Annotated in this window: 25 protein-coding genes; 18 read left to right on the forward strand and 7 right to left on the reverse strand. The window is 66.3% G+C overall.

The features are described 5' to 3' along the window. Positions 1-24 precede the first annotated feature (24 nt). The 10 genes from glmS (at position 25) to AC1M0F_RS16095 (ending at position 8,184) form a co-directional block, all read left to right on the forward strand. A complete protein-coding gene (glmS, locus tag AC1M0F_RS16050; protein ID WP_480239266.1) occupies positions 25-1,875 on the forward strand; it encodes a glutamine--fructose-6-phosphate transaminase (isomerizing) in 1,851 nt (616 codons plus the stop codon). A gap of 43 nt (positions 1,876-1,918) precedes the next feature. Further along, on the forward strand, positions 1,919-2,293 hold the full coding sequence (locus AC1M0F_RS16055) for a holo-ACP synthase (RefSeq protein ID WP_480239267.1): 375 nt from the start codon (positions 1,919-1,921) through the stop codon (positions 2,291-2,293). Then, positions 2,290-3,396 (forward strand): alanine racemase, encoded by a 1,107-nt coding sequence (gene alr / locus AC1M0F_RS16060; protein WP_480239268.1) that lies wholly within the window; start codon positions 2,290-2,292, stop codon positions 3,394-3,396. The genes AC1M0F_RS16055 and alr overlap by 4 nt, the downstream gene beginning before the upstream one ends. Positions 3,397-3,437: 41 nt before the next feature. Continuing rightward, positions 3,438-3,866 carry a tRNA (adenosine(37)-N6)-threonylcarbamoyltransferase complex ATPase subunit type 1 TsaE gene (gene tsaE, locus AC1M0F_RS16065; RefSeq protein WP_480239333.1) on the forward strand — a complete coding sequence of 143 codons (429 nt, stop codon included), beginning with the start codon at positions 3,438-3,440 and terminating at the stop codon, positions 3,864-3,866. A gap of 61 nt (positions 3,867-3,927) precedes the next feature. Next, a complete protein-coding gene (tsaB, locus tag AC1M0F_RS16070) occupies positions 3,928-4,545 on the forward strand; it encodes a tRNA (adenosine(37)-N6)-threonylcarbamoyltransferase complex dimerization subunit type 1 TsaB (RefSeq protein WP_480239269.1) in 618 nt (205 codons plus the stop codon). Then, positions 4,542-5,030 carry a ribosomal protein S18-alanine N-acetyltransferase gene (gene rimI / locus AC1M0F_RS16075; protein WP_480239270.1) on the forward strand — a complete coding sequence of 163 codons (489 nt, stop codon included), beginning with the start codon at positions 4,542-4,544 and terminating at the stop codon, positions 5,028-5,030. Before tsaB ends, rimI begins: the two co-directional genes overlap by 4 nt. After that, positions 5,027-6,100 (forward strand): tRNA (adenosine(37)-N6)-threonylcarbamoyltransferase complex transferase subunit TsaD, encoded by a 1,074-nt coding sequence (gene tsaD, locus AC1M0F_RS16080; protein WP_480239271.1) that lies wholly within the window; start codon positions 5,027-5,029, stop codon positions 6,098-6,100. Before rimI ends, tsaD begins: the two co-directional genes overlap by 4 nt. Before the next feature lie 118 nt (positions 6,101-6,218). After that, positions 6,219-7,022, forward strand: coding sequence for a DUF4190 domain-containing protein (locus tag AC1M0F_RS16085; protein ID WP_480239272.1), 804 nt, complete (start codon positions 6,219-6,221; stop codon positions 7,020-7,022). Between the two features lie 13 nt (positions 7,023-7,035). Next, positions 7,036-7,365 carry a hypothetical protein gene (locus AC1M0F_RS16090; protein WP_480239273.1) on the forward strand — a complete coding sequence of 110 codons (330 nt, stop codon included), beginning with the start codon at positions 7,036-7,038 and terminating at the stop codon, positions 7,363-7,365. 3 nt (positions 7,366-7,368) lie between these two features. Beyond that, positions 7,369-8,184: a nitroreductase family protein gene (locus AC1M0F_RS16095; RefSeq protein ID WP_480239274.1), complete on the forward strand. Its 816-nt coding sequence runs from the start codon at positions 7,369-7,371 to the stop codon at positions 8,182-8,184. A 15-nt stretch (positions 8,185-8,199) separates the two neighbouring features. On the opposite strand, the gene AC1M0F_RS16100 is transcribed toward AC1M0F_RS16095, so the two are convergent. Continuing rightward, on the reverse strand, positions 8,200-8,673 hold the full coding sequence (locus AC1M0F_RS16100) for an SRPBCC family protein (protein ID WP_480239275.1): 474 nt from the start codon (positions 8,671-8,673) through the stop codon (positions 8,200-8,202). Positions 8,674-9,013: 340 nt separating this feature from the next. After that, complete coding sequence (locus tag AC1M0F_RS16105) at positions 9,014-10,201, reverse strand: class I SAM-dependent methyltransferase (RefSeq protein ID WP_480239276.1); 1,188 nt, start codon at positions 10,199-10,201, stop codon at positions 9,014-9,016. A gap of 133 nt (positions 10,202-10,334) precedes the next feature. Here AC1M0F_RS16105 and groES point away from each other — a divergent pair, with 133 nt between their 5' ends. From groES to AC1M0F_RS16120, 3 genes are all read left to right on the forward strand, one after another. Further along, positions 10,335-10,631 (forward strand): co-chaperone GroES, encoded by a 297-nt coding sequence (gene groES, locus AC1M0F_RS16110; protein ID WP_121672470.1) that lies wholly within the window; start codon positions 10,335-10,337, stop codon positions 10,629-10,631. A gap of 152 nt (positions 10,632-10,783) precedes the next feature. After that, positions 10,784-11,728 (forward strand): EamA family transporter RarD, encoded by a 945-nt coding sequence (rarD, locus tag AC1M0F_RS16115; RefSeq protein WP_480239334.1) that lies wholly within the window; start codon positions 10,784-10,786, stop codon positions 11,726-11,728. Between the two features lie 149 nt (positions 11,729-11,877). Continuing rightward, on the forward strand, positions 11,878-13,155 hold the full coding sequence (locus tag AC1M0F_RS16120) for an ABC transporter substrate-binding protein (protein WP_480239277.1): 1,278 nt from the start codon (positions 11,878-11,880) through the stop codon (positions 13,153-13,155). A gap of 464 nt (positions 13,156-13,619) precedes the next feature. Here the strand turns inward: AC1M0F_RS16120 and AC1M0F_RS16125 are convergent, their stop codons facing one another. Genes AC1M0F_RS16125 through AC1M0F_RS16140 form a run of 4 tightly spaced genes read right to left on the reverse strand, consistent with a single transcriptional unit; the run spans position 13,620 to position 17,663 of the window. Beyond that, the gene (locus tag AC1M0F_RS16125) at positions 13,620-14,372 is read right to left on the reverse strand and encodes an ABC transporter ATP-binding protein (RefSeq protein ID WP_480239278.1); all 753 of its coding nucleotides are present in this window, start codon (positions 14,370-14,372) and stop codon (positions 13,620-13,622) included. Further along, positions 14,369-15,376 (reverse strand): ABC transporter ATP-binding protein, encoded by a 1,008-nt coding sequence (locus tag AC1M0F_RS16130; protein ID WP_480239279.1) that lies wholly within the window; start codon positions 15,374-15,376, stop codon positions 14,369-14,371. Before AC1M0F_RS16130 ends, AC1M0F_RS16125 begins: the two co-directional genes overlap by 4 nt. Beyond that, the gene (locus tag AC1M0F_RS16135) at positions 15,363-16,346 is read right to left on the reverse strand and encodes a branched-chain amino acid ABC transporter permease (protein ID WP_480239280.1); all 984 of its coding nucleotides are present in this window, start codon (positions 16,344-16,346) and stop codon (positions 15,363-15,365) included. The genes AC1M0F_RS16130 and AC1M0F_RS16135 overlap by 14 nt, the downstream gene beginning before the upstream one ends. 9 nt (positions 16,347-16,355) lie before the next feature. Beyond that, positions 16,356-17,663, reverse strand: coding sequence for a branched-chain amino acid ABC transporter permease (locus AC1M0F_RS16140; protein WP_480239281.1), 1,308 nt, complete (start codon positions 17,661-17,663; stop codon positions 16,356-16,358). 269 nt (positions 17,664-17,932) lie between these two features. Here AC1M0F_RS16140 and guaB point away from each other — a divergent pair, with 269 nt between their 5' ends. Both guaB and AC1M0F_RS16150 read left to right on the forward strand, forming a co-directional pair. Further along, positions 17,933-19,435: an IMP dehydrogenase gene (guaB, locus tag AC1M0F_RS16145; RefSeq protein ID WP_480239282.1), complete on the forward strand. Its 1,503-nt coding sequence runs from the start codon at positions 17,933-17,935 to the stop codon at positions 19,433-19,435. Between the two features lie 443 nt (positions 19,436-19,878). Further along, positions 19,879-21,009 carry a GuaB3 family IMP dehydrogenase-related protein gene (locus tag AC1M0F_RS16150; RefSeq protein WP_480239335.1) on the forward strand — a complete coding sequence of 377 codons (1,131 nt, stop codon included), beginning with the start codon at positions 19,879-19,881 and terminating at the stop codon, positions 21,007-21,009. Between the two features lie 18 nt (positions 21,010-21,027). Here AC1M0F_RS16150 and poxB read toward each other — a convergent pair whose 3' ends face one another. Next, entirely contained in the window at positions 21,028-22,758 is a 1,731-nt protein-coding gene (gene poxB, locus AC1M0F_RS16155) for a ubiquinone-dependent pyruvate dehydrogenase (protein ID WP_480239283.1), read from the reverse strand. Positions 22,759-22,970: 212 nt separating this feature from the next. Here poxB and AC1M0F_RS16160 point away from each other — a divergent pair, with 212 nt between their 5' ends. The 3 genes from AC1M0F_RS16160 to AC1M0F_RS16170 all read left to right on the forward strand — a co-directional run bounded on the left by AC1M0F_RS16160 (position 22,971) and on the right by AC1M0F_RS16170 (position 26,695). Next, positions 22,971-24,701 carry a glycerol-3-phosphate dehydrogenase/oxidase gene (locus AC1M0F_RS16160; protein WP_480239284.1) on the forward strand — a complete coding sequence of 577 codons (1,731 nt, stop codon included), beginning with the start codon at positions 22,971-22,973 and terminating at the stop codon, positions 24,699-24,701. A gap of 87 nt (positions 24,702-24,788) precedes the next feature. Continuing rightward, positions 24,789-25,319: a cation:proton antiporter regulatory subunit gene (locus AC1M0F_RS16165; protein ID WP_480239285.1), complete on the forward strand. Its 531-nt coding sequence runs from the start codon at positions 24,789-24,791 to the stop codon at positions 25,317-25,319. Between the two features lie 2 nt (positions 25,320-25,321). Continuing rightward, positions 25,322-26,695: a cation:proton antiporter gene (locus AC1M0F_RS16170; RefSeq protein WP_480239286.1), complete on the forward strand. Its 1,374-nt coding sequence runs from the start codon at positions 25,322-25,324 to the stop codon at positions 26,693-26,695. The last annotated feature ends 7 nt before the right edge of the window (positions 26,696-26,702 follow it).

A 26,702-nucleotide genomic window follows, 5' to 3' on the forward strand; every position in this document is an offset into this window, starting at 1 on the left:
TCTATTGCCGGTATCCTTGAGCCCATGTGTGGAATCGTGGGTTACGTCGGCAGCAATGACAGCATCAATGTCCTTCTCAGCGGTCTCGGCCGTCTGGAGTATCGCGGGTATGACTCCGCCGGCGTCGCCGTCATCGACGAGGCGGGGGAGATGCGCACCAGGAAGCGCGCAGGAAAGCTCGCTGTCCTCGCCGGCGACGTGAAGGCCAGCGCCATGGAGGTCAGCCACACGGGAATCGGGCACACCCGCTGGGCCACCCACGGAGCTCCGACCGACCAGAACGCCCACCCGCACCTCGGTGACGACGGCAAACTGGCCCTCATCCACAACGGCATCATCGAGAACTTCGCCCCGCTCAAGAAGGAACTCCTCGACGACGGGTTCACCTTCATCAGCGAGACCGACTCCGAGGTCGCCGCAGTTCTCCTCGGCCGCGAGTACCGTCAGACCCAGAACCTCCGTGAGGCGTTCCAGCACGTCGTCGCCCGGCTCGAGGGCGCGTTCACGCTCCTCGCCGTGCACGAGGACGAACCGGGCCTCGTCGTCGGCGCCCGCCGCAACTCGCCTCTCGTGATCGGCCTCGGAGAGGGCGAGAACTTCCTCGCCTCCGACGTCGCCGCCTTCGTGGAGTACACCCAGAACGCCCTCGCCATCGGCCAGGACCAGATCGTTTCGATCACTCCTGACTCGGTCGAGGTCACCGACTTCTTCGGCGCTCCTGTCGAGGTCGAGCCCTTCGAGATCCAGTGGGACGCCTCCGCAGCCGAGAAGGGCGGCTGGTCCAGCTTCATGGCCAAGGAGATCGACGAAGAGCCGGATGCCGTCGCCAACACACTGCGCGGACGCATCGATGAGAACGGTCAGGTCGTCATCCCTGAGCTCAACGGTCTCGACGAACTCTTCACCGACATCAACCGCATCGTCGTCATCGCCTGTGGCACCGCGTCATACGCCGGACAGGTCGGCAAGTACGCGCTCGAGAAGTGGGCGGGCATCCCGGTCGACGTCGAACTCAGCCACGAGTTCCGTTACCGCGAACCGGTCATCACCCCGCAGACCCTGGTCGTCTCGATCAGCCAGTCCGGTGAAACCATGGACACCCTCATGGCCGTCAAGTACGCGAGCGAGGCCGGAGCGAAGACCCTCTCCATCTGCAACACCCAGGGTGCGACCATCCCGCGCGAGTCCGACGCCGTCGTGTACACGCACGCAGGCCCCGAGGTCGCTGTCGCATCGACGAAGGCGTTCGTCGCGCAGATCACCGCCCTCTACCTGTTCGCACTGCACCTCGCGCGCGTCCGCGGCGCGCAGACCCCTGAGGTCCTCGCGGAGCAGTCCCGCGAGCTCGTCGACATCCCGGCGAAGATCCGGACGATCCTCGGCGAGAAGGATGTCGTCACCCAGCTCGCGCGCTGGATGAGCGACTCCCGTGCCGTCCTGTTCCTCGGCCGCCACGTCGGGTTCCCGATCGCGCTCGAAGGAGCGCTCAAGCTCAAGGAACTCGCCTACATCCACGCAGAGGGATTCGCGGCAGGCGAGCTCAAGCACGGGCCGATCGCGCTCATCGAGCCCGGACAGCCCGTCTTCGTCGTCGTGCCGAGCCCGCGTGGCTCCGCGACTATCCACTCGAAGGTCGTCTCCAACATCCAGGAGATCCGTGCCCGCGGTGCGAAGGTCATCGCGATCGCCGAAGAGGGGGATGCTTCGGTGCTTCCGTTCACCGACGTCGTCATCCGGATCCCGCTCGCCGCACCGCTGTTCGAGCCGCTCCTTGCGGTCATCCCGCTGCAGATCTTCGCCATGGAGCTCGCCAGCGCGAAGGGGCTCGACGTCGACCAGCCGCGCAACCTCGCGAAGTCCGTCACGGTCGAGTAGCGCCGTCGGCGGGCAGGGTTTCCGCGGGGGAGAGAGGTGCAGTGTGATCGTCGGCATCGGTGTTGACCTCGTCGACCTCGCACGCTTCGAGCGTGCGGTCGACAGGACGCCCCGGCTCCGCGACCGCTTGTTCGCCGAGAGCGAACGGGACAGGCCACTGCGTTCGCTGGCCGGACGGTTCGCCGCCAAGGAAGCCCTGATCAAGGCGCTCGGAAGTTCGGACGGCGTGCACTGGCTCGACATCACCGTCTCGAACGACCCGCAGGGCGACCCCCGGTTCGAGATCAGCGGTGAGACCGCGGATGTCATCGCAGCGAGGGGCATCACCTCGCTGCATCTGTCGATGAGCCACGACGCCGGCGCGGCCGTCGCCTTCGTCGTCGCCGAGCGCGCCGACGCCCCGGTGGGAGCCGCGTGAGCGGGTTCAGGGAAGCGGTGATCGACCTCGACGCCGTTACCGCGAACATCCGCCATCTCCTCGCCGTCGTCGGAACGCCCCATCTCATCGCGGTGGTGAAGGCGGACGGCTACGGGCACGGCGCCCTTCCCGTCGCACGCGCCGCGCTCGCCGGGGGAGCCGACTGGCTCGGAACCGCCGACATCCCCGAGGCCCTCGCCTTGCGCGACGCGGGTATCGAGGCACCGCTGCTCTGCTGGCTCCACCCGCCCGGCGCCGATTTCGCGGGTGCGGCACGACGGCAGGTCGACCTGGGGGTGTCCTCTGCTGCGCAACTCGACGAGATCGCGGATGCCGTCGGCGATGCGACCGCGCAGATCCACCTCAAACTCGACACCGGTCTCAGCCGTAACGGCATCGCCGAGGCAGACTGGGCGGAGACCTTCCGTCGCGCGAGGGAACTGGAGCAGTCGGGTGCCGTCAGGGTCAGGGGAATCTTCTCGCACCTCTCCAACGCCTCGGCGACCGACGACCGTGCCGCGCTCGCCGCGTTCCACCAGGGGCTTGCCCTCGCCGAGCAGGCCGGCCTCGCCCCGGACCTCGTGCACCTCGCGGCGACGGCCGCTGCGATCGACCTGCCCGAGTCGCGGTTCAACACCGTGCGGATCGGGATCGGCATGTACGGATTGTCTCCGTTCGACGACCGCAGTTCGGCGGACCTCGGGTTGAAGCCGGTAATGACACTCCACGGCCAGGTCGCGGCGGTGCGGCGTGTACCAGCGGGCAGAGGTGTCTCCTACAGCTACACCTATCGCACCACGGGCGAATCGACCCTTGTCCTCGTCCCGCTCGGCTATGCGGACGGAATCCCGCGCCAGGCCTCAGGCGCCGGCGATGTCTCGATCGCCGGCAGCCGGTTCCGCGTGGCCGGTCGGATCGCCATGGATCAGTTCGTCGTCGACGTCGGCAACACGGACGTCGCGGTCGGCGACGACGTCGTCGTGTTCGGCGACCCTGCTGCCGGCTACCCGAGCGCAGGAGACTGGGCGGCGGCTGCAGGGACGATCAACTACGAGATCGTGACCAGGATCGGTGCGAGGGTGACGCGAAGGTACGAGTCGTGATCGAGGTCCCCGTCGACACCGTGATTCCGACCTCGGACGACATGCATGCCTACGGGGTCCGGCTCGGGCGAACGCTGGCGGCAGGAGACCTTCTCGTGCTCACCGGGCCGCTCGGTGCAGGCAAGACCACCCTGACCCGCGGGATCGGCGAGGGTCTCGGCGTCCGTGGCCCGGTCACGAGCCCGACCTTCGTCCTGGCGCGCACCCATCCCAGCCTCGTCGGTGGACCTCCCCTCGTGCACGTGGACGCCTACCGGCTCACCGACGCCCTCGAACTCGACGACCTCGATATCGACTTCGCCGGGAGCGTCGTCATCGTCGAGTGGGGCAGGGGGCTCGTCGACGCGGTCGCCTCCCGCTGGCTCGATGTGGAGATCGACAGGCCCACCGGTGCGGGGGAGTCGGACGTCGACGAAGCCGATCCGGCGGACGAGCCCAGGCGCATCAGGATCACCCGCCATGATTCCTGAGCGGAAAACCGTGCCACAGCAGGAACAGGAAGCGACCCCGACGAACGCGTAGGCTGGATCCGTGCTTCTCGCCATCGACTCCTCCACCGGGACCTCCGTCGCCGTCGTGGATCGTGATGGCGGCATCCTCTCCGAACTCGCCGTCGACGACACCATGCGGCATGCCGAAGTCGTCGGAGCGCTCATCCGGGACGCGCTCGCCGGCGCAGGGGTCTCCGCCGCCGATCTGTCTGCCGTGGCGTGCGGGATGGGCCCCGGTCCGTTCACCGGCCTCCGTATCGGCATCGCGGCCGCGAGGGCGTTCGCCTTCGGTGCTCGCAAACCGATCGTCCCGCTCGTGAGCCACGACGCCGTCGCCTTCGACTGGTACGGCCGGGGGAACACCGGCGATCTCCTCATCGCGACGGACGCCCGCAGGCGGGAGCTGTACTGGTCGACGTATTCGGGCGCCACCGCCAACGGGCTCCCCGTCCGGTCCAGCGGGCCCGGCCTGGCCAAACCCGACGATGTGCCGACGGACGCCGGATTCCGGCTGGATGCCGTCGACGTGTCGGCGGGCGCGCTCGGCATGCTCGCAGAGGCGACCTGGGCCGCAGGAGCTGCGTTCGCCCCCGACGAGCCGTTGTATCTTCGCTCTCCCGATGTCAGCCTGTCGACGCGCAAGCGGGTCACCGCATGACCTGGAAGCTGCGAACGGCCACCGTTGCCGACCTGCACCACATCATGGAGATCGAGACGTCGGTGTTCGCCACGGATGCCTGGTCCGAGTCGGCGATGCGCGACGAGCTCGCCTCGGAGAACACTCACTACGTGGTCGCAACAGCACTCGGAGCCCCAGACATCGTCCAGGGCTACGCGGGGCTGATGGCTCCTCCGCGCGCGACAGAGGCGGACGTCCAGACGATCGCCGTCTCTCCCGACGTCCGCAGGATGGGGCTTGGCCGCGTCCTCATGCATGCCCTCATCCGGACGGCACGAGCCGCAGCAGTCCGTGACGTGTTCCTCGAGGTCCGCGCGGACAACGACGGAGCGCAGGAACTGTATCGATCGCTCGGCTTCGAGGCGATCGGTGTACGCCCCGGCTACTACCAGCCCGATGACGTCGATGCCATCGTGATGAAACTCGAACTGACCCGTCCAGCACCGGCGGTCGGTGCCTCGTGAGCGATCGCGTGATCAACCGGGACGCTCCCCTCGTCCTCGGCATCGAGACGTCCTGCGACGAGACCGGGATCGGTATCGTGCGCGGCCGGACGCTCCTCAGCAACACCATCGCCTCGTCGATGGACCAGCACGCCCGCTACGGCGGCGTCGTTCCCGAGGTCGCGGCACGCGCACACCTCGAAGCACTGATCCCGGCGCTCACCGCAGCCGTCGACGAGGCGGGAATCCGGCTCGACGACCTCGACGCCATCGCCGTGACGAGTGGACCGGGCCTGTCAGGGGCGCTGATGGTCGGCGTCGGAGCGGCGAAAGCGCTGGCCGTCGCCCTGGACAAGCCGATCTACGCGGTGAACCACCTCGTCGGGCACGTCGGTGCCGACATCCTGGACGAGTCAGGGACACCGTTCGAGTACCCGACCATCGCGCTTCTCGTCTCGGGGGGACACACATCGCTACTGCTCGTGCGCGACCTGGTCAGCGACGTCGAGCTCCTCGGAGAGACGATCGACGATGCGGCGGGGGAGGCATTCGACAAGGTGGCCCGGGTGCTCGGTCTGCCATACCCCGGTGGCCCGGAGATCGACCGCATGGCCGCATCAGGAGACCCCAAGGCGATCCGCTTCCCCCGTGGACTGACACTGCCGAAGGACCTCGTCAGGCACCGATACGACTTCTCGTTCTCCGGCCTGAAGACGGCGGTTGCCCGGTGGGTCGAAAAGCAACAGGATCTCGGCAACGAGGTGCCCGTCGCGGATGTCGCGGCCAGCTTCAGGGAGGCCGTCGCTGACGTCCTCCTCACCAAGGCGATCGCGGCCTGCACCGACCACGGCGTACCCCGGCTCCTCCTCGGCGGCGGCGTGGTGGCCAACGCCAGGGTGAGGCAGCTCGCCGTCGAACGGGCAGAAGCGGCCGGTGTCGCCCTGCGCATCCCTCCGCTGTCCCTGTGCACAGACAACGGTGCCATGATCGCCGAACTCGGTGCGCAGCTGATCATGGCGGGCCATGACCCGTCGACCCTCGATTTCTCCGCCGATTCGACGCTGCCGGTCACCGAGATCCAGGTGCGCTGAACCGTCGCGGCGGAGCGGCATCCGAGCGGATCGCCGCTGTAGTGTGGCAGTCTGGGATGCCTGTGCACGCTCTCACGAGGACGACACGGCGACCAGTGCGACGGCGACAGGAGAACCCATGACAGACCCCCGGAATTCCGAGAGCCTGCCCGAACGTCCGCCTCTTCCTCCGCTGGCGGTTCCGCCGGCGGATTCCGGCGAGACGCGGGCGGAGGCCCCCGGTTCCGGTCCGTCGTCCGAGCCCGTCGGCACTCCCGGCTACGGCAGCCCGTCGACACCGCCGCCCAACCCCTTCGGCCAGCCTGCGCCCAGGCACGCGCCGCGGCAGCAGCCCGCCGCCCCGCAGCAACCGCCTGCACCGCAGCAGCCCGCCGCCGCCCCGCAGCAGCCCGCCGCCGCCCCGCAGCAGCCGCAGCAGGACCTTCGATACGGCGTCCCGGCCCCGCAGCCATCCGGCTTCGCCCCGCCCAGCTCCCCAGGCTTCGGGCCTGCACAGGGCAGCCCGCAGCCGGCATACGGCCAGCCTCCATACGGGCAGCAGCAGCCGGGATACGGCCAGCAGCAGCCCGGCTACGGCCAGCAGTACCAGCCAGGATACGGTCAGCCCGCCTACCCCGCACAGGCAGGGTACGCACAGTCGTACGGCATGCCTGCCCCCGCGGTGCAGGCAGGCCCGTCCGCCCGATTCGCGAAGACGGGCCTCGTCCTCGGGATCATCGGAGTCGTCGGTGGCATCTTCTTCGGCTGGACGATCCTGCTCTCGGTCGCGGCCATCGTGCTCGGCTTCCTCGCCCGATCCCGTGAATCGCACGCGTCCGGCATCGCGCTGTCGGCGATCGTCACCGGATTCGTCGGCGTGATCCTCTCCGCCGGGTGGCTGGTCTACAGCATCGTCACCTGGCTCGCCCTGACCTCGTCATAACAGGAGGATGCCCGTGTCCGTCAATCCCGCTGTGCTGTTCACCGCCGCGACGACGAGCTACGCGGCCAACTGCGCGCTCGGTGTCGCCGTCGCCACCGGCACGCTGACGACGGGGCGGGCGCACTGGGTTCACCACGCGCTCTACATCTCGACGGCCAGCCTCGCCGGAGCGGCGGCCAGTTCGCTCCTCTGGAGCCGCAACCGCGCTGGGTGGCTCCTGCTCCCTGCCGCCGTCCCCCTCGTTCTCATTCCCGCAATCAGCTCGCACTCCCGACGGCACATCGTGACGGCACTCAGCGCCGCGCCGTTCTTCGTGGCGAGCCTCATCAAGGCCTGGAGGTAGCCCATGGAGTTTCTCGACGTCGTTCGCAGAAGGAAGACCACGAACGGGCCGTTCCTGCCCGATCCGGTGAGTGAAGAGCACCAGCGCCTCCTCATGGAGCTCGCAGGGCGCGCGCCGTCCCAGCTGAACAGCCAGCCGTGGCGTTTCGTGATCGTCGACGACCGCTCCACCATCGAGGAGATCGCCACCATCAGCGGCGAGAGCATGACGGAGGCCATGTCGAATGGCACCTTCTTCGAGCGGTACAAGCCGTATTTCCGATTCAGCGCCGAAGAGATGGCGACGCGTCGGGACGGAATGCTCTTCGACCGGCTCCCGGCCGCCCTCCGGCCGTTCACCAGCCAGGTCTTCACCTCACGCGGGCAGAAGCTCATGAACACCATGCGGGTTCCGCACAAGCTCGGGGAAGAGAACCGCCGGCTCGTCGCCGGGTCGCCCCTGCTCCTCGGCGTGATGCTCGACCGCGCGGAATACCGGCCAGGCGAACTGTCGTCGTTCTATTCCGTTTTCAGCATGGGCGCAGCGATGGAGAACGTCTGGCTGGCGACCGTCGAACTGGGGATGGGCATCCAGTTCGTCTCGTTCCCGATGGAAGTTCCGGGGAACTGGGCAAAGATCGAGAAGATCCTGCAGGTACCGGACAGCCTCGAGCTGATGGCGGTGTACCGGCTCGGCTATCTGCCTGCCGAACAGCGCCGTCCGGCGATCGACTGGTCGAGCCACGAACGGAAGCTGCCATCGCAGTACGTCTTCCGCGGGACATGCCAAACGCCCCAGGCCGGGTGGGATACCCCAGCCGAAGCGGGGAACCAGGCCTGAGGCGCGGCTGGGGCTCTAGCGCCCGGTCACGTCAGGCGCGCGGTCGACCGAACCACGCCAGGCGCCGGTCTCGAAGCCGTTGGACTCGATCAGTTCCTTGAACTTCTTCAGGTCGTGGCCGATCTGGATGTCGTCGACCTGGAGCAGTGCGCCTGCCTTCTCGACGACACCCTTCGGGGACCAGTCGAGGCGGACGGAGATCCGCGTCTCGTCATCGCTGAGACGGTGGAAGGTGACGACCCCTGCGTGGTCTTCTCCGCCTGTGCCCTTCCAGGCGATGCGCTCGTCGGGGTTCTGCTCGGTGATCTCGGCGTCGAACTCACGGGTGACACCGGCGATCGACACCGTCCAGTGCGTCGACGTGTCCGTCTTCTGCACGACCTCGTCCACTCCGCTGAGGAACTGCGGGAACGACTCGAACTGCGTCCACTGGTTGTACACGGTGGAAATCGGTGCGTGGACGTCGATGTCGGAGTTGACAGTTGCCATGGGGCATCCTTCTCTCTCGTTGGTGGATGAATCCTCAGGACATCACGCTCGTCGGCGCACTGTCGAGGGCTTGCGAGTGCGGCGCCCCGCATGTGAAGAGACCAGCTCGAGTCACGTCGTGAGAATCACGAGCCGCTCGGTGGCGCGGGTCATCGCGACGTGATGGTCCACAGCACCCGAACCGCCCGACATACACCGGTCTGGGCTCCCGACGCCGACCATCCGCCCGAGGCACAGGTCGAGACCGAAACGGCGGAGCCGAGCGGCCAGCGTGTGCACCAGGTTCCGGTCCAGCGCCTGCTGGCCAGCCCCCTCGCGGTAATAGAGTGAAAGTGGAAGGTCAGAGGCGTTCGCAGAGCAGCGCCGCGTGCCGTCCGTCCACCCGGGTGAGGACGAGGGTGGCGCTGTTGGGGCCCTTGAGGCTCATCCGGTTGCGGAACGCGGCCGGATCGATGTCCGCCCCGCGCTTCTTCACTTCGAGGGTTCCGATCCCGCGGGACCGTAGTTCCCGTTTGAGCGTGCGTTCGTCGAGCGAGAAACGCTCGACGATACGGAAGCCGGTCGCGAACGGACTCCCCGCAGGCTCGTCGCCAGTGAGATAGGCGATGCCGTCGCTGAGCATGCGGGCGTTCAGCGAACGGGCCACATCGCCGATCAGGCGGGCACGGATCACCGCGCCGTCCGGCTCCCAGAGGTAACCGCCGAGCGGGCCGACCTGAACGTCGGCGCTGTCCTCACCTGCGTGGATCTCATGGCTCCCGGCCGAATCGAGGACCAGGGCTGACCGGCGGATGCCGTCTCGTGCGAGCGCCCCGAACCACAGGCCGAGCTCGACGACCTGCCCGTCGACACTGACCCACTGGGCCTCCGCGTCCTCGGGGATGAGGCTGCGGTCGAAGCCCGGGCCCAGCTTGACGCCTGTGGGCCGGTCTGCGGCCGCGCCGAAGACGAGGTCGAGCGACGGGGTGTAGTCGGAGTACTGGGTGAGCCTCGCGGTGTTCACGTGCCCGGCGGTGCGGCGGGCCGGGTCGAAGTACAGTGCGTCGAACGACGTGAGGTCGATGTCCTCGGCGGCCGCGTGCTCGACACGGGCGGATTCGAACGGGGCGAGGTTGTAACTCGCGACCGTCGCGGTCACCTCGTCGACGTCAACGGCGGTCACCTCGAGGTCGAGGGCGGCGAGGGCCATGGCGTCACCTCCGATGCCGCAGCCGAGGTCGGCGACACGGCGGAGCCCTGCAGATTCGAACCGGCCTGCGTGCAGCGCAGCGACACGAAGCCGTGTTGCCTGCTCCAGTCCTGCCTCGGTGAAGAGCATCCGTGACGCGAAGTCGCCGAACTTGCCCCTCGCCTTGTGCCGCAGCCTGGCCTGGGTGAGCACGGTGGCGACGAGGGAGGGGGAGTACCCTGCTGCCCTGAGACGTGACACGGCGGCCACGACATCGCCGACGGCATCCGCCCCGGCGACCTCGTCCAGCAGGGTCAGTCCCTCCGGCGTCAGCAATTCGACCAGTTCGGCTCTCTCCATCCCGCAAACCTACCAAGGCCACGGCGCTGGATTGGCACTCACGTTGCGAGAGTGCCAGCGGATGCCTAGACTGGCGTTAGCACTCTCGATGTGAGGGTGCTAACTCAAGTCTTAGTTCAGAAAGAGGTCAACCGTGTCGGTCTCCATCAAGCCGCTCGAGGATCGCATCGTCATCAAGCAGGTCGACGCCGAGCAGACAACTGCTTCGGGTCTCGTCATCCCTGACACCGCCAAGGAGAAGCCCCAGGAGGGCGTCGTCGAAGCAGTAGGCCCCGGCCGCATCGACGACAACGGCAACCGCGTTCCGCTCGACGTCGCCGTCGGCGACAAGGTGATTTACTCCAAGTACGGCGGAACCGAAGTGAAGTTCGATGGCCAGGACTACCTGGTCCTCTCGGCCCGCGACGTTCTCGCCGTGGTGGTCCGCTAATACAGCACCCTGTACACGCTCGAATCCCGGATGGCGGAAACCATCCGGGATTCGTCCGTTAACCGCCGGGTGTCCTGCGAGGCAGCGAGTAGCATCGACAGGTGCCTACCGCGTCAGACCCTGCCGATGTCGACGTCGTCACAGGAGGCACTGTGACCCCAGGTGCCGAAGTCCCCGCCAGGCTGAACCGCGCGGGCCTCGCCTCCGCGATCGCCGCGTACACCCTGTGGGGTGGGCTCCCGCTCTACTTCCTTCTCCTTGCTCCGACCGGACCATTCGAGCTGGTCGCCGCACGCATCATCTTCTCGCTGGTGTTCTGCGCCCTCCTCCTCACCGTCACCAGGGCGTGGAAGCCGTTCTCGCGGCTGCTCGTCACCCCCCGGATCAGTTTCACGATGGCGCTCGCCGGGGTGCTGATCTTCATCAACTGGCAGACCTACGTCTACGGCGTGCTCAGCAATCAGGTGGTCGAGGCGTCGCTCGGGTACTTCATCAACCCGATCGTCACGGTGTTCCTCGGGGTCTTCTTCCTCCGTGAACGACTGAGGACCGTGCAGTGGATCTCGGTCGGTATCAGCATCGTCGCCGTTCTCGTCCTCGCGGTCGGGGGCAACGGCGTGCCCTGGATCGCCCTCGTGCTCGCGTTCTCCTTCGGCTTCTACGGGTACATCAAGAAGCGCGTCGGACCGCGGGTGGATGCCGTCGCAGGACTCACTCTCGAAACCGCGTGGCTCCTGCCCGTCGCGATCATCCAGCTCATCGTCGTCGGTGTCACCAGCGGACTGACCATCGGGACGGTGAGCCCGATGCACACAGCGCTGCTCATCGGCACCGGCGTCGTCACGGCCGTTCCCCTGCTCTTCTTCGCGGCGGCATCCCGCCGGCTGCCCCTCGTCTGGATGGGCTTCATCCAGTTCTTCGCGCCGGTGATCCAGTTCCTCGTCGGGGTGCTCATCCTGCATGAGGAGATGCCGATCGAGCGCTGGATCGGATTCGGCCTGGTCTGGATCGCTCTCATCATCCTGACCGTCGATATGGCGGCGAGCGCGCGACGGTCGTCCGTGATGCGCAACAAATCTGCACCAGCGGCGCCCTGACCGCGCGAAAAGATCACGAACTGTAACGATTGCGCTCTCGTTACACGGATGTAACCCATACGTATTGTTCGCCGGCGATTGCTCGAATAGGTTGGCACAACGACAGTACAGAGCACTGTCCTTTGGATACGACACAGCATAGGAGCAACATGGGCGTTTTCACCCGGGCTACGGCCTCCCGCTCACGCACCCGCACAGCCACTCTGAGTGGGCTTGCATTCCTGGGGGCCAGCGCGCTGGTTCTCACCGGATGCGCAAGTCCTGGAGGAAGCGAAGGCGGGGACAACGAGAAGCCGTCAGGCGACCTGACCCTGAAGATCGGTACGCAGTTGCCTCAGACGGGCAACCTCGCATTCCTCGGCCCGCCCGAGGAAGCAGGCGCCGGACTCGCAGCCAAGGAAATCAACGACGCTGACCTTGGCATCGAGATCGAGATGGAATACGGCGACTCAGGCGACACCGACAACAAGGCATACGCCACCGAGGTTCCGCGACTGCTCCAGGCAGGCGTTTCAGCCATCGTCGGCGCCGCATCCAGCGGTGTGTCGAAGCTGTTCATCGATGAGGTGACCGGTGCAGGCGTGATTCACTTCTCGCCGGCCAACACTTCGGCCGACTTCACCACGTGGGACGACAACGGGCTGTTCTGGCGAACCGCTCCGAGCGACGTCCTCCAGGGCGAGGTCCTCGGAAACCTCATTGCCGAAGACGGCAAGGAAACCCTCGGAATCCTGTACCTCAACGACTCATACGGAACCGGCCTCGCCAAGTTCACGGGTGAAGCGTTCGAGGCCGCGGGCGGCGAGGTCGTCGAGGAGCAGTCATACAACACCGGTGACACCTCGTTCGACGCACAGGTCAGCGCGCTGAAGGCTGCCAACCCCGACGCGATCGCCCTGATCGCGTTCGAGGAGACGAAGACGATCGTTCCTGCTCTCTCCGGCTACCCGTCAGAGAACATGTACTTCGTCGACGGAAACCTCTCGGACTACTCGGCTGACTTCCCGGCAGGCACCCTCACGGGCGCCAAGGGAACGCTGCCGGGTCTCGACACTGCGAAGCTCGGTGACTTCACCGATCGACTGCAGGCGTTCTGGGCCGATGAGGGCAACGAAGAGCTGAAGGACTACAGCTACGCGGCTGAGACGTACGACGCTGTCGTGCTCCTCGCGCTGGCTGCCATGGCGGCTAACTCGACCGAAGGTGTCGACATCGCCGAGAAGCTCCAGGAAGTCTCCGGTGGTGCAGGCGACGGCGAGAAGTGCAAGACATTCGAAGAATGTGCTGCACTGATCAACGACGGCAAGACCGCTGACTACGACGGAAACTCCGGTCCGATCACGTTCGACGAGAACGGCGACCCGACCGAGGCGACCATCGGCGTCTACGAGTACAACGAAGAGAACAAGTACGACCGCATCAACTAGGTCGCACTGAACGGACGGTGGTCGCGGGTCTCCCGCGGCCACCGTTTTTTCGTGGCACGGGGACTCCCGCACGAGAACGGCACACAGCTCCATCACACCGTGGAGCGACTCGTTGTGGCGGGCCTGGTGGATGAGCGCAGGGCCGCCGGAGTCGTACCCGGACAGCATGCGCGCCGCCCGCATCTGGCGCCACACGCCCTGCATCGACGACCTGCCCGTCCCGGTATGCCCGACCGCAGGAAAGCGGCTACAGGAGCGCCCCACGAGCTGATCGCAGCAATCTCTACCTGGATGCCGTCCAGCACGGCCCCGACTCCCGTGCCTGCGGTCCCGACGTCTGGCCGACTTCATCCTCCGACCGGAGTCGCGGTCGCTGACCTTCCGGATCACCGCAGGAGCCTGACCGCACGACGAAGCCCCGCAGGCCAGGCCTGCGGGGCTTCGTCGTGCGTGGTCGGGGAGGGTTATTCCTCGTCGTCCTGGCCCAGGGTACCGAGGTAGAGCCCGATCACCTTTTCGTCGTTGAGCAGTTCGCGCCCCGTGCCGGTGTACGCATCCGTGCCCTGGTCGAGCACGTAGCCGCGGTCACAGATCTGCAGGCAGCGCCTGGCGTTCTGCTCGACCATGATCGTGGTCACGCCGGCCTTGTTGATGTCTGACACACGCAGGAACGCGTCGTCCTGGCGAACGGGCGACAGACCGGCGCTGGGCTCGTCGAGCAGGAGCACGTGCGGGTCCATCATGAGCGCCCTGGACATGGCGACCATCTGGCGTTCACCACCGGACAGCGAACCGGCGCGCTGCTTGAGCCGCTTGCCGAGCTCCGCGAAGATCCCGGTGACGAACTCGAGGCGCTGGTTGTAGATCTTCGGATTCTGGAAGAGCCCCATCTGCAGGTTCTCCTCGATCGTCAGGCTCGGGAAGACGTTGTTCGTCTGCGGGACGAAACCGACGCCACGAGAGACGAGCTTGTCGGCCTTGAGCCCGGTGATGTCCTCACCGTTCAGGCGGATCTCACCACCGCGAACCTTGACCTGGCCGAAGATGGCCTTGAGCAGCGTGGACTTGCCCGCGCCGTTCGGTCCGATGATCCCGATGAGTTCGCCCTTGGCCGCGATCAGGTTCGCCTCGTTGAGGATGTTGACGCCCGGCAGGTAACCGGCGGTGAGGTTGGTGACCTCGACGACGGTCTCGGGTGCGATCGTTGCGGTGCTCACTTGGTGTCCTCGTCTTTCGCTGCGTCGTCTGTCTGCGTGTCCGTGACGTACGCCGAAGAATCCGTCAGTCCCACCTCTGCATCGATTTCCGCGAGCAGCTCTTCGACCGCTGCGGTCTTCTCGCCGGAGACCCGGCCGGTGACGACGCCGAGGTCGACGTCCTGGTGGCTTCCCAGGTAGGCATCGATCACGGCAGGATCCTGCATGACGCTCTCCGGGTCACCCTCCGCCACGACGCGTCCCTCTGCCATCACGATCACCCAGTCGGCGATGTGCCTGACCATGTGCATGTCGTGCTCGACGAAGAGGACGCTCATGCCCTCTTCCTTGAGGTTGAGGATGTGATCGAGGAGTGACTGGGTGAGGGCCGGGTTGACGCCGGCCATCGGCTCGTCGAGCATGACGAGCTTCGGCGAACTCATCAACGCCCGCGCCATTTCGAGCAACTTGCGCTGCCCGCCGGAGAGGCTCGCAGCGAAGTCGTCCTTTTTGGTGTCGAGCTTGAACCGGGCGAGGATCTCGATCGCCCGCTCCTCGATCTCGTCCTCCTGCTTGCGCCACAGCGGCTTGATCAGGCTGGTGAAGATGTTCTCGCCTGACTGCTTCTGCGACCCGAGCTTCATGTTCTCGAGCACGGTGAGCAGGCCGAGCGCCTTGGTCAGCTGGAAGGTGCGGACCTGCCCCATCCTGGCCACCTTGAACGCCGGAACTCCGTTGAGGCGCGTGCCGTCGAAGGTCCAGGTGCCCGTGTCCGGTTTGTCGAACCCGGTGAGCAGGTTGAACAGGGTCGTCTTGCCTGCACCGTTCGGGCCGATGAGGGCTGTGATGGCGCCGCGCGGGATCTCGAGGTGCTCCACGTCCACGGCCTTGAGGCCGCCGAACGTGCGGGTGACGTTGTCGGCGATGACGATCGGGTCCACCTTGGCGACGCCGGGGGTGGCGTCTCCGACGTGCAGGCCTGTGGTCTTGACCGGACGGGCCGACGCTGAGCTATTGCTTGACAAAGGTCAGCTCCTTCTTGTTGCCGAGGATGCCCTGTGGCCTGAAGATCACGATCAGCATGAGGGCCAGTCCTACGAGGATGAAGCGGAGTGTCGCCGCCTGGGTGGTCGACATGAACGGCAGCAGGCCGCTCGACGCCATCGCGGGCAGGACGTTGGAGAGGAAGCCCATGATCACCCAGAAGATGACCGAGCCGAGGATGGGACCGAACACCGTGGCCGCTCCACCGAGGAGGAGGATCGTCCAGATGAAGAAGGTCAGGCTCGTGACGTACACGCTGGGCACCACCGCCGATGGCAGTGCGAACACCACACCGCCGAGGGCGCCGAAGATGCCACCGACGACAAGCGCCTGCATCTTGTACGCGAAGACGTTCTTGCCGAGCGCACGCACGGCATCCTCGTCCTCACGGATGCCCTTGAGCACCCGGCCCCACGGGCTGCGCATGAGCAGCCAGACGAGCAGCGCCGCGACGATGAGCAGTCCGATGCCGAAGATCCTGACCCACCAGCCGTTGGCGTTGTATGTCCATGGCCCGAAACCGTACGTGCCTTCGGGGAACGGATTGGCCGCGCGGAAACCGGCGTGGTAGTTGCCGAGTCCGTCCGCCGAGTTGGTGACATCGTCGAAGACCTGCGTGGTGAAGAGCAGGCGGACGATCTCAGCGGCCGCGATGGTCACGATGGCGAGATAGTCGGCTCTCAGCCTCAGCGTCGGAATACCGAGTATGAAGGCGAAGGCGACGGATGCCAGCATGCCGACGATGATGCCTGCCCACCAGGGCAGTCCGAATGTGAGGATCGAGATGGCGTAGCCGTAGGCGCCGAGCGCCATGAAGCCGGCCATACCGAAGTTGAGCAGTCCGCCGTATCCGAAGTGGACGGCGAGTCCGAGGGCGGCCAATGCGTAGGCAATGGTCTCCGGGCTGATCAGCCAGGAGGCGGTGTTCGACAGAATTGATTCCCAGTCCATGGCGTCCTCCTATCCAATTCTCTCTTTGCGCCCCAGGATGCCCTGTGGCTTGACCAGCAGCACGCCGATGAGCACGACGAGTGCGCCCACGTATTTGATGTCCGACGGGATCCAGAGCGTCGAGATCTCGACGAGGAGCCCGACGATGATCGAGCCGAGGAGTGCGCCGAACGCTGTCCCGAGTCCACCGAGGACGATGGCACCGAAGACCAGCAGCAGGATCTGGGTTCCCATGTCCCACTTGATCCCCGGGCGGAAGTACGCCCAGAGGATGCCTGCGAGACCGGCGAGTGCGCCGGAGAGGATCCAGACGATGCGGATGACCTTGTCGACGTCGATACCGCTCGCTGCGGCGAGTGACGCGTTGTCCGAGATCGCTCTCGTCGCCTTGCCCGTGCGGGTGTTGACGAGCCACCAGGCCACGCCGAGCAGCACGACGATCGAGGTCCCCATGCTGATCATGTCCGTCACCGATAGCGCGATCGATCCGAAGAGCGTGATGCGTGCCTCGCCCGCGCCGGGGAGCTGATAGGTCCCACCACCGATGAAGTACAGGAAGATGTAGCGGAGGAAGAGCGACAGACCGATCGAGACGATCATCACCTGCACGATTCCGATGCCCTTGCGGCGGAGCGGTCTCCACAGGCCGGTGTCGAGCGCGTAGCCGAACACCCCGCTCATGATCACCGCTGCGAGCAGCGCCAGCCAGAGCGGGAACTGGAGACCGGTGAACATCAGGGCCATCACGGCACCGAATGTCACCATCTCACCGTGTGCGAAGTTCGACAGTCCCGTTGTTCCGAAGACGAGGGAGGCGCCGATGGCCGCGAGAGCGAGGAGCAGGCCGAAGTTGAGGCCGTTCACGATTCGCTCGGCCAGCTGGTCCCAGAAACTGACCGTCACCCGGACTCCCTCACCGAGGAAGTAGTTGACGATCTTCGAGTTCGTGAGCTTGATCTCCGCCTCGACGGACGCGGAGCCTTCGGCGACGATGACGCCCTTCGGGAGGGTCTCCTCGTCGAGGGTCACCGTGTATGTGCCCTTCTCGGGGACGCCGATCTTCCACTTGCCCTCGGCATCGGTGTCGACGTCTGCCTTGTAGCCGTTGCCGTCGACAGTGATGTTCACCCCCTCGAGGGGTTCGCTGTCGTACTTGACGTTCCCGGCGAAGTAGAAGTCGTATTCCGTGCCGACTTCGTCAGCCTGAGCGGGTGCCGCTGACGCCGATTGCAGTATTAAAGCGCCGAACAGCAGCGCAAAAAACAGCAGGATCGTGCGCCTGAGGCGCGGGGCTTGGACTGAATGAGGGGAACTCACTGCACCTCCAGTGCGGGACCGCCAGGTCCCTCGAGCAGGGGACCGCCAGGTCTCCTGATTAACTTTCGCCAGACGGCTCTGTTTGACGATACGACCCGATTATGACCTACATGTTTCGTACATGGGTATTCCTCACCTCAAAGTGCCCATCTTCAGGGCATAATCGTTACCTTTCTGCGGTTAGCATTAACTACCGGTCCCATGCGCAGTGTTTCTGGCATCCGTCATCTCCCCCCAATGACGCCGGTACGCCACCGTGAAGGGAAGCAATGGAAACCTCAGACCCGTTCGGCTTTGTTGGACTCACCTATGACGACGTGCTGCTGCTCCCCGGGCACACCGACGTCATCCCGAGCGAGGCGGAGACCTTCTCTCGTCTGACCCGGCGCATCACCGTCGCCACCCCCCTTCTCTCCAGCGCCATGGACACCGTCACCGAATCCCGCATGGCCATCGCCATGGCGCGCCAGGGCGGAATCGGCATCCTGCACCGCAACCTCTCGATCGCCGACCAGGCCGAACAGGTCGACCTCGTCAAGCGCAGCGAGTCCGGGATGATCACCAACCCCGTGACGACCACAGCGGACGCCACCGTCGCAGAAGTCGACGCACTCTGCGGCCAGTTCCGTGTGTCAGGGCTCCCCGTCATCGACGGTGACGGCGTTCTCGTCGGCATCATCACCAACCGGGACATGCGATTCGTCGCCCCGTTCGAGAAGGCCACGACCCCCGTCCGCGATGTCATGACCCGGATGCCGCTCATCACCGCGCCGGTCGGCATCGACCCGGACGACGCCATCGCGATCCTCGCCCAGCACCGCATCGAGAAGCTTCCCCTCGTCGACGCCGCAGGCAGGCTCAAAGGCCTCATCACGGTCAAGGACTTCGACAAGAGCGAGAAGTACCCGCATGCCACCAAGGACGACGAAGGCAGGCTCCGCGTCGGCGCCGCCATCGGATTCTTCGGCGACGCCTGGCAGCGCGCCGGCGCTCTCGTCGACGCAGGAGTCGACGTGCTCGTCGTCGACACGGCCAACGGCGACTCCGCCGGAGTGCTCGACATCATCCGCAAGCTCAAGGCAGACCCCGCATTCGCGAAGGTCGACATCATCGGCGGCAACGTGGCCACCCGTTCAGGCGCGAAGGCGATCGCCGAAGCAGGAGCAGACGCCGTCAAGGTCGGAGTGGGCCCAGGCTCGATCTGCACCACCCGCGTCGTCGCCGGTGTCGGCGTCCCGCAGGTGACCGCGGTCTACGAGGCTTCCCTCGCCGCCCGCGAGTTCGGCATCCCGGTCATCGCCGACGGTGGCCTGCAATATTCGGGTGACATCGCGAAGGCCCTCGTCGCCGGTGCGGACACTGTCATGCTCGGGTCGCTCCTCGCCGGGTGCGACGAGAGCCCTGGCGAGCTCGTCTTCGTCAACGGCAAGCAGTTCAAGACCTATCGCGGCATGGGGTCGCTCGGTGCGCTGCAGACCCGCGGCGAGAAGACCTCGTACTCCAAGGACCGGTACTTCCAGAACGACGTTCCGTCGGACGACAAGCTCATCCCCGAGGGCATCGAGGGCCAGGTTCCGTACCGCGGTCCGCTCTCGGCCGTCGCCTACCAGCTCATCGGCGGCCTCCGGCAGTCGATGTTCTACGTCGGTGCCCGCACGATCGACGAGCTCAAGAGCAAGGGCAAGTTCGTGCGCATCACGCCTGCAGGGCTCAAGGAGTCGCACCCGCACGATGTGCAGATCGTCGTAGAGGCACCGAACTACCGCCGCTGAGACCCCACTCCCTGAAACGCCCGGCCCGAGCTGCTGCTCCGGTCGGGCGTTTCTGCGTGCGCCCGCCCGCCCCGACCCGCCTACTCACCACTTCCGGACCTACTCACCGTTCGCACCACGTGAGTGCGTCCGGAAATAGTGAGTGCGTGCACCGGCAGCCGCCGAAGGCGCTGCGTCCCACCGGTCGTGCAACTCGAGGGCCGTGCGAGTGTTTTCGGGGTGTCGAGTTATGAGGCGTGAGCCCAGGGGTGACAGCCCGGCCACCGCTGCTGCATGGCTGGGGATCGCCGTCTCGTTTCCGAGATTTCCTTGGCAGGGGCTGCCGCCTTTCGCGATGCTCCGCATCGCGGAGGAGAAAACACTCGCTCGGCCCGTCGGCCCGGCCCGACCTTCCGGGGCGACCGACCAGCCCCCACCCCGAACGATAGGCTGGAACCGTGAGTATGGAAACTGAGATCGGTGCGTCCAAGCGCGCACGCCGCGCCTACGCCTTCGACGACATCGCCATCGTCCCATCGCGTCGGACGCGTGACCCCGAAGACGTGTCGATCAGCTGGGGTATCGATGCCTACCAGTTCGACATCCCGTTCCTCGCCGCTCCGATGGACTCCGTGGTCTCGCCGACCACGGCGATCATGATGGGCAAGCTCGGCGGACTCGGGGTCCTCGACCTCGAGGGCCTCTGGACGCGCTACGACGACCCGGAGCCGCTGCTCGCCGAGATCCGCGAACTCTCCGACGAGCGTGCCACCGCCCGGATGCAGGAGATCTACTCCGCCCCGATCAAGCCTGAGCTCGTCACCGCCCGCCTCGCCGAGATCCGTGCAGCAGGCGTCACCGTCGCCGGTGCCCTCTCGCCCCAGCGCACCCAGGAGCTGCACGAGACCGTCGTCGCCGCCGGCGTCGACCTCTTCGTGATCCGCGGAACCACCGTCTCGGCCGAACACGTGTCGAAGAACCAGGAACCGCTCAACCTCAAGGAGTTCATCTACGAACTCGACGTCCCGGTCATCGTCGGAGGCGCAGCGACCTACACGGCCGCACTGCACCTCATGCGCACCGGCGCCGCCGGCGTCCTCGTCGGATTCGGCGGGGGAGCCGCGTCGACCACTCGCGCGACCCTCGGCATCCACGCTCCGATGGCCACCGCCGTCGCAGACATCGCCGGTGCCCGCCGCGACTACATGGACGAGTCAGGCGGACGGTACGTACACGTCATTGCAGACGGCGGTCTCGGCACAGCGGGCGACATCGTCAAGGCTGTCGCATGCGGCGCCGACGCCGTCATGCTCGGCACGACCCTTGCGCGGGCGACGGATGCCCCTGGCGGCGGCTACCACTGGGGTACGGAGGCGTACCACTCCCAGCTGCCGCGCGGCCGCCGCGTCGAGGTCGGTCAGATCGGCTCGCTCGAAGAGGTCCTCTACGGCCCGGCCACCGTCGCTGACGGCAAGGCCAACCTCGTCGGCGCACTCCGCCGGTCGATGGCGACCACAGGCTACTCGGACCTCAAGGAATTCCAGCGGGTCGAGGTCGTCCTGGCTCCGTACGCGCCGCAGGCCGGCGTCCGCTGATCCCGGTCGTCCGGAACCTCAGTCGAGGATCCTTCGCACGACGTTGGTGTGCGCGAGGTCGATGAGTTCCTCGCCGCGCCCTGACAGCACGGTGCGGATGGCGTAGAGGGTGAAGCCCTTCGCCTGCTCGGCGGTGATCGCGGGTGGCAGCGACAGCTCCTGCCTCGCGGTGACCACGTCGACGAGCGCGGGGCCGTCGTGGGCGAACGCCTCCCTGAGGGCGCCGTCGAGGTCGTCGGGGCGTTCGACACGGATGCCGCGGATGCCCATGGCCGTCGCCACGTCGGCGAAGTTCGGGTTCACCAGCTCAGTGCCGTAGTTGACCAGTCCCGCCGCCTTCATCTCCAGCTCGACGAAGTTGAGCGACGAGTTGTTGAACACGACGATCTTCACCGGGAGCCGGTTCTGGGTGAGGCTGATCAGCTCACCGAGCAGCATCGTGAGGCCCCCGTCGCCGGCCAGGGCGATGACCTGCCGCGCGGGGTGGGATGCCTGTGCGCCGATTCCCTGCGGCACCGCATTCGCCATGGTCCCGTGGCTGAACGATCCGATCAGCCGTCTGCGCCCGTTCATGGTCAGGTACCGGCTCGCCCAGACGACGGGGGAGCCGACGTCAGGGATGAACACCGCGTCGTCAGCGGCGATCTCGTCGATGAGCCGCGTGAGGTACTGCGGATGGATCGGTGCGCGGTTCCTGTCGTTGGTGGCGAGATCGTCGAGCCCTGCGCGGCTCTTCCGGTAGTGCCTGACGGACTTCTCGAGGTGGTTGCGATCGGTCTTGGGTTCCAGCAACGGGAGCAGCACCTGCGCGGTGTCCTTGACCGTCCCGACCAGGCCGAGGTCGAGCGGGGTTCGCCGGCCGAGCTGCTCACCGCGGACGTCGACCTGGATCTTGACGGCATCCTCCGGGTAGAACTGCTGGTACGGGAAGTCGGTGCCGAGCATGAGCAGCGCGTCGCAGGCCTCCATGGCCCTGTAGCCGGACGCGAAACCGAGCAGCCCGGTCATGCCGACGTCGAACGGGTTGTCGAACTCGATGTGCTCCTTCCCGCGCAGGGCGTGCACGATAGGCGCTCCGAGAGCGTCCGCGAGCGCGAGGACCTCGGCGTGCGCGCCGGCGACACCCGCCCCTGCGAGGATGGTCACCTTCTCTGCGCCGTTGAGCAGCGCTGCCGCTTCGGCCAGGCCCTCGGCGGTCGGGAGCACCGAACTCGACGTCGGCCGGATCGCAACGGTCCTGGCCTGCTCCGCCTTCGCCTGGAGTACGTCGCCAGGGATGACGAGCACGGCGACCCCGCGCCGTTCGATGGCCGTCCGCATGGCGACCTCGAGCAGCCGGGGCATCTGCTCGGGGGACCCGACCATCTCGCAGAACACGCTGCACTCGCGGAACAGCTCCTGCGGGTGCGTCTCCTGGAAGTAGGTGCTGCCGATCTCGGCGCTCGGGATGTGGGCCGCGATCGCCAGCACAGGAACCCGGGACCGGTTGGCGTCGAAGAGCCCGTTGATGAGGTGCAGGTTGCCCGGCCCGCAACTCGCCGCGCAGACCGCCAGTTCACCGGTCAGACCGGCATCCGCTGACGCGGCGAACGCGGCGGCCTCCTCGTGCCTGACGTGCACCCAGGCGAGGTCCCCATCCGCCCTGAGCGCGTCGGTGAGTCCGTTGAGCGAATCGCCAGGCAGGCCATACACACGGCTGACGCCGCTGGCCTTGAGCGTCGCGACGATGTTCTCGGCGATGGTTCCCATGGGAGCTCCTGACGGTTTCGCGGATGGCGTCCTGTTCGAGTCCAGCACAGTCCACTCCCAATTAGTACGGGCGCGCCAGGCTCGGCGCAAGGCAGTTGTGACTGCCCATCCTGTGCGTTAGCGTCAAAGTAAATGCGGTGGCGTAGCCTGTCGGTGCCACCTCGAGCGGCAGTCCGGGAATCGTGACAGGCTCGATCCCGGTGGAGGCAAGAATGGCCAATTCCAACAGCGTTTCATTCTCGACCAAGCTCGGAGTGGAGGAGCGGGTCGCCGCAATCGAGGCCCTCAAAACCAAGGAACTCGACGTCCTCGTCGTCGGCGGAGGGATCGTGGGCGCTGGAAGCGCTCTCGACTCCGTCACCCGTGGGCTCTCCACGGGCATCCTCGAGGCGCGGGACTGGGCGAGCGGCACATCGAGCCGGTCCTCGAAACTCGTGCACGGAGGCATCCGCTATCTGGAGCAACTGGACTTCAGGCTCGTGCGTGAAGCGCTCATCGAGCGCGGCCTGCTTCTCCAGCGCATCGCACCGCACCTGGTGAAGCCGGTGAAGTTCCTCTATCCGCTCAACCGCCCGGTGTTCGAACGCATCTACATCGGTGCGGGGATGCTCCTCTACGACATCTTCAGCTACACCGGCGGTCGCCCGCCCGGCGTGCCACACCACCGTCACCTGTCGAAGCGACAGATCCAAAAATCGATCCCGTCGCTGCGCAACAACGCTTTCGTCGGCGGACTCACCTACTACGACGCCCAGGTCGACGACGCCCGTTACGTGGCATCCCTCGTGCGGACAGCCTCGTCCTACGGCGCCCATGCCGCCAGTCGCGTCAGGGTCGAAGGCTTCCTCAAGGTCGGGCAGCGCGTGGTCGGCGTGAAGGCACACGACCTCGAGACCGGCGAACGCTTCGAGGTGCGAGCCAAGCAGGTCGTCAACGCCACAGGCGTCTGGACCGACGACACCCAGGCCATGGTCGGCGAACGCGGCCAGTTCAAGGTCCGCGCGTCGAAGGGCATCCACCTGCTCGTTCCCCGCGATCGCTTCCAGTCCACCATGGGCCTTCTGCTCCGCACCGAGAAGAGCGTCCTGTTCGTGATCCCGTGGGGTCGCCACTGGATCATCGGAACCACAGACACGGACTGGAACCTCGACAAATCCCACCCCGCCGCCACCGCAGCGGACATCGACTACCTGCTCGAACACGTCAACCAGGTCCTCGCCGTCCCGCTCACCCGGGACGACGTCGAAGGCGTCTACGCTGGGCTCCGGCCGCTTCTCGCCGGTGAGTCCGACCAGACCTCCAAGCTGTCCCGTGAGCACCTCGTCGCCCACTCCGTTCCCGGCCTCGTCGTGATCGCCGGCGGAAAGTGGACCACGTACCGGATCATGGCGAAGGATGCCATCGATGCGGCGGCCGATGCGCTCGACGGCAAGGTCGCCAAGTCGATCACCGACAACATCTCGCTGCTCGGCGCCGAGGGCTACCAGGCCGCGTGGAACAAGCGAGGCAAGATCGCCAGGGCGTTCGGTGTGCACAAGGTTCGGATCGAGCACCTTCTCAACCGGTACGGTGTGCTCACCGACGAGCTGCTCGACATCATCCGGGCGCGCCCCGAGCTGGGTGAGGCCCTCCCGGGTGCCGACGACTACATCGGCGCTGAGGTCGTGTACGCTGCGTCTCACGAGGGGGCTCTGCACCTCGAGGACGTCCTCGCCAGGCGCACGCGCATCTCCATCGAGGCCTGGGACCGTGGCGTGTCCGCTGCTCCTGTGGCCGCTGCCCTCATGGCCGACGTGCTCGGCTGGGACGAGGAACGCACCCAGCACGAGGTCGCGGTGTACCTCAAGCGGGTCGCAGCCGAGCGCGCATCACAGGAGCAACCGGACGACGAGTCCGCCGACCGGATCCGCCTGGAGGCACCGGACATCGTCGTCTCCAAGTGACCGTCGCCTCCCGCCGGACAGGGCGGGAGGCGAGCACGCGCTCCGTTAGACTTGCAGGACTGCCCACAAGCCTTGAGGAGTCCGGCGATGGTCGATGTTCGGCGGGTAAAGCTTCCCGGAGTCGGTGTCCTGCACACGTTCGTCACGGATGACGGTGGCAAGGTCGGCGTGATCGCCCACCGCTCAGGACACAGTGACCTCATCACCTTCGCCGACGACGAAGACGGCTCGGATGCCAGCAAAGTGTCCCTCCGGCTCAGCGAGGACGAGGCGCACACCCTCGCCGAACTGCTCGGCGGCACCCAGATCACCGAGTCCCTCACGGCGCTCGACCAGATCCCCGGGCTCTCCATCGACTGGTTCAGGGTCGACTACGAGGACCACATTGCCGGCCAGCCCCTCGGCGACCCCGCTGACCGCGGCATCGTCGGACTCACCGTCGTCGCCGTCGTCCGCGGCGAGAGCGCCAACCCGGCCCCGTCGGCCGATTTCCGGGTCTTCCCCGGAGACACACTCGTGGTGGCAGGCAGCCCGGAGAAGGTCGCGAAGGCGTTCGCCTTCTTCCGTACCGGTGAATCGCGGCTCAAGGGCGCAGCAGAAGCTCCGCCGGGAAGCTAGTGATGTCGTTCGCCGCCGCAGCTGAAAGCACGTCCCTGGGGACGGACCTGATCGTCCTCGGTACTCTGCTCGTCGTCGCATACATCCTCGGCCGCCTCGGCAAACTCATCGGGCTTCCCGCCATCCCGATCTACATGATCGTCGGATTCCTGGCGAGCCCGAACACCGGCTGGTTCCCGCTCAACTTCGAGAGCGCATACATCGAGCTCATCGCCGTCTTCGGGCTGATCCTCCTCCTGTTCAACCTCGGACTCGAATTCGACCAGGACGAGTTCTTCGGCAACGCGGGCAAACTGCTCATCTCCGGCGGTTCCTACCTGGTGCTGCTCATGGGCGCAGGGCTCATCTTCGGCTTCGTGCTGGGCTGGGGGACCAGGGAGGCACTCATCGTCGCCGGCATCATCGGCACATCGTCGAGCGCCATCGTGACGAAACTCCTCATCGAGCTCAACAGGCTTGCCAACCGCGAGACGCCGATGATCCTCGGCGTCACCGTCGTGCAGGACATCTTCCTGGCCATCTACCTCGCCATCGTCTCCGTCGTGCTCAGCGGGGAATCAGAGCCGTGGCACGTCGCCGGAAAGCTGGCGATCGCCTTCACCTTCCTCGTCGTGATGTTCAGCATCGCCCGCTGGGGTGGCGCATACGTCAGTCGACTGTTCCGCACCAAGGATGACGAACTGTTCACCATCCTGTTCTTCGGTCTCGCTGTGCTGTTCGGTGGCCTCGGTGAAGTACTCGGTGTCAGCGACGCCATCGGCGCGTTCCTCATCGGCCTCGTGCTCGGCGCGACGAGGTACAGCGCGAAGATCGAACACGTCGCCGTGCCGCTCCGCGACATCTTCGGCGCCTTCTTCTTCCTGAACTTCGGGCTGACCCTCGACCCCAGCCAGTTCCCGCTGGTGATCTGGCCGGTCTTCTTCGCGGTGATACTCACCCTCGTGCTCAACGTCGTCGCCGGTCAGTTCATGGCAAGGCTGTACGGGTTCAGCACCCAGGCAGGGATCAACGCTGCCGCGATCCTGATGAACCGGGGCGAGTTCGCGCTCATCCTCGCCATCCTCGCGCTCACCGCCGGACTCGATGAGCGGCTCCAGCCATTCGCGGGACTCTACGTGCTCGTCATGAGCGTGATGGGGCCGCTCCTGGCGTCGAATTCGGAGAAGATCGGTGCCGCTGTGCTCCGCAAGAAGAAGGTGGCGCCCAAACCACGAGCGGCCGACGCCCTTCTCGCTGAGGAGATCGCACTCGTCGAAGCGGCGACATCGGATGCCGGCGGACACGAGACCACGAGGGCTGTCGACAGGATCGTCGAACAGGCGATGAACCAGACCGACAACATCCAGGACAGAACGAAGCGAGACGACGATTACTAGCAGTTCA

The organism is Mycetocola sp. Y719, assembly GCF_056713205.1.

What these genes read in the sequence shown, in the direction of transcription:
- glmS (WP_480239266.1), top strand. Translation starts at nt 25, where the DNA reads ATGTGTGGAATCGTGGGTTACGTCGGCAGCAATGACAGCATCAATGTC.
- tsaE (WP_480239333.1), top strand. Translation starts at nt 3,438, where the DNA reads ATGCATGCCTACGGGGTCCGGCTCGGGCGAACGCTGGCGGCAGGAGAC.
- rimI (WP_480239270.1), top strand. Translation starts at nt 4,542, where the DNA reads ATGACCTGGAAGCTGCGAACGGCCACCGTTGCCGACCTGCACCACATC.
- AC1M0F_RS16085 (WP_480239272.1), top strand. Translation starts at nt 6,219, where the DNA reads ATGACAGACCCCCGGAATTCCGAGAGCCTGCCCGAACGTCCGCCTCTT.
- AC1M0F_RS16095 (WP_480239274.1), top strand. Translation starts at nt 7,369, where the DNA reads ATGGAGTTTCTCGACGTCGTTCGCAGAAGGAAGACCACGAACGGGCCG.
- AC1M0F_RS16100 (WP_480239275.1), bottom strand. Translation starts at nt 8,673, where the DNA reads ATGGCAACTGTCAACTCCGACATCGACGTCCACGCACCGATTTCCACC.
- AC1M0F_RS16105 (WP_480239276.1), bottom strand. Translation starts at nt 10,201, where the DNA reads ATGGAGAGAGCCGAACTGGTCGAATTGCTGACGCCGGAGGGACTGACC.
- AC1M0F_RS16120 (WP_480239277.1), top strand. Translation starts at nt 11,878, where the DNA reads ATGGGCGTTTTCACCCGGGCTACGGCCTCCCGCTCACGCACCCGCACA.
- AC1M0F_RS16135 (WP_480239280.1), bottom strand. Translation starts at nt 16,346, where the DNA reads ATGGACTGGGAATCAATTCTGTCGAACACCGCCTCCTGGCTGATCAGC.
- guaB (WP_480239282.1), top strand. Translation starts at nt 17,933, where the DNA reads ATGGAAACCTCAGACCCGTTCGGCTTTGTTGGACTCACCTATGACGAC.
- AC1M0F_RS16150 (WP_480239335.1), top strand. Translation starts at nt 19,879, where the DNA reads ATGGAAACTGAGATCGGTGCGTCCAAGCGCGCACGCCGCGCCTACGCC.
- poxB (WP_480239283.1), bottom strand. Translation starts at nt 22,758, where the DNA reads ATGGGAACCATCGCCGAGAACATCGTCGCGACGCTCAAGGCCAGCGGC.
- AC1M0F_RS16160 (WP_480239284.1), top strand. Translation starts at nt 22,971, where the DNA reads ATGGCCAATTCCAACAGCGTTTCATTCTCGACCAAGCTCGGAGTGGAG.
- AC1M0F_RS16165 (WP_480239285.1), top strand. Translation starts at nt 24,789, where the DNA reads ATGGTCGATGTTCGGCGGGTAAAGCTTCCCGGAGTCGGTGTCCTGCAC.
- AC1M0F_RS16170 (WP_480239286.1), top strand. Translation starts at nt 25,322, where the DNA reads ATGTCGTTCGCCGCCGCAGCTGAAAGCACGTCCCTGGGGACGGACCTG.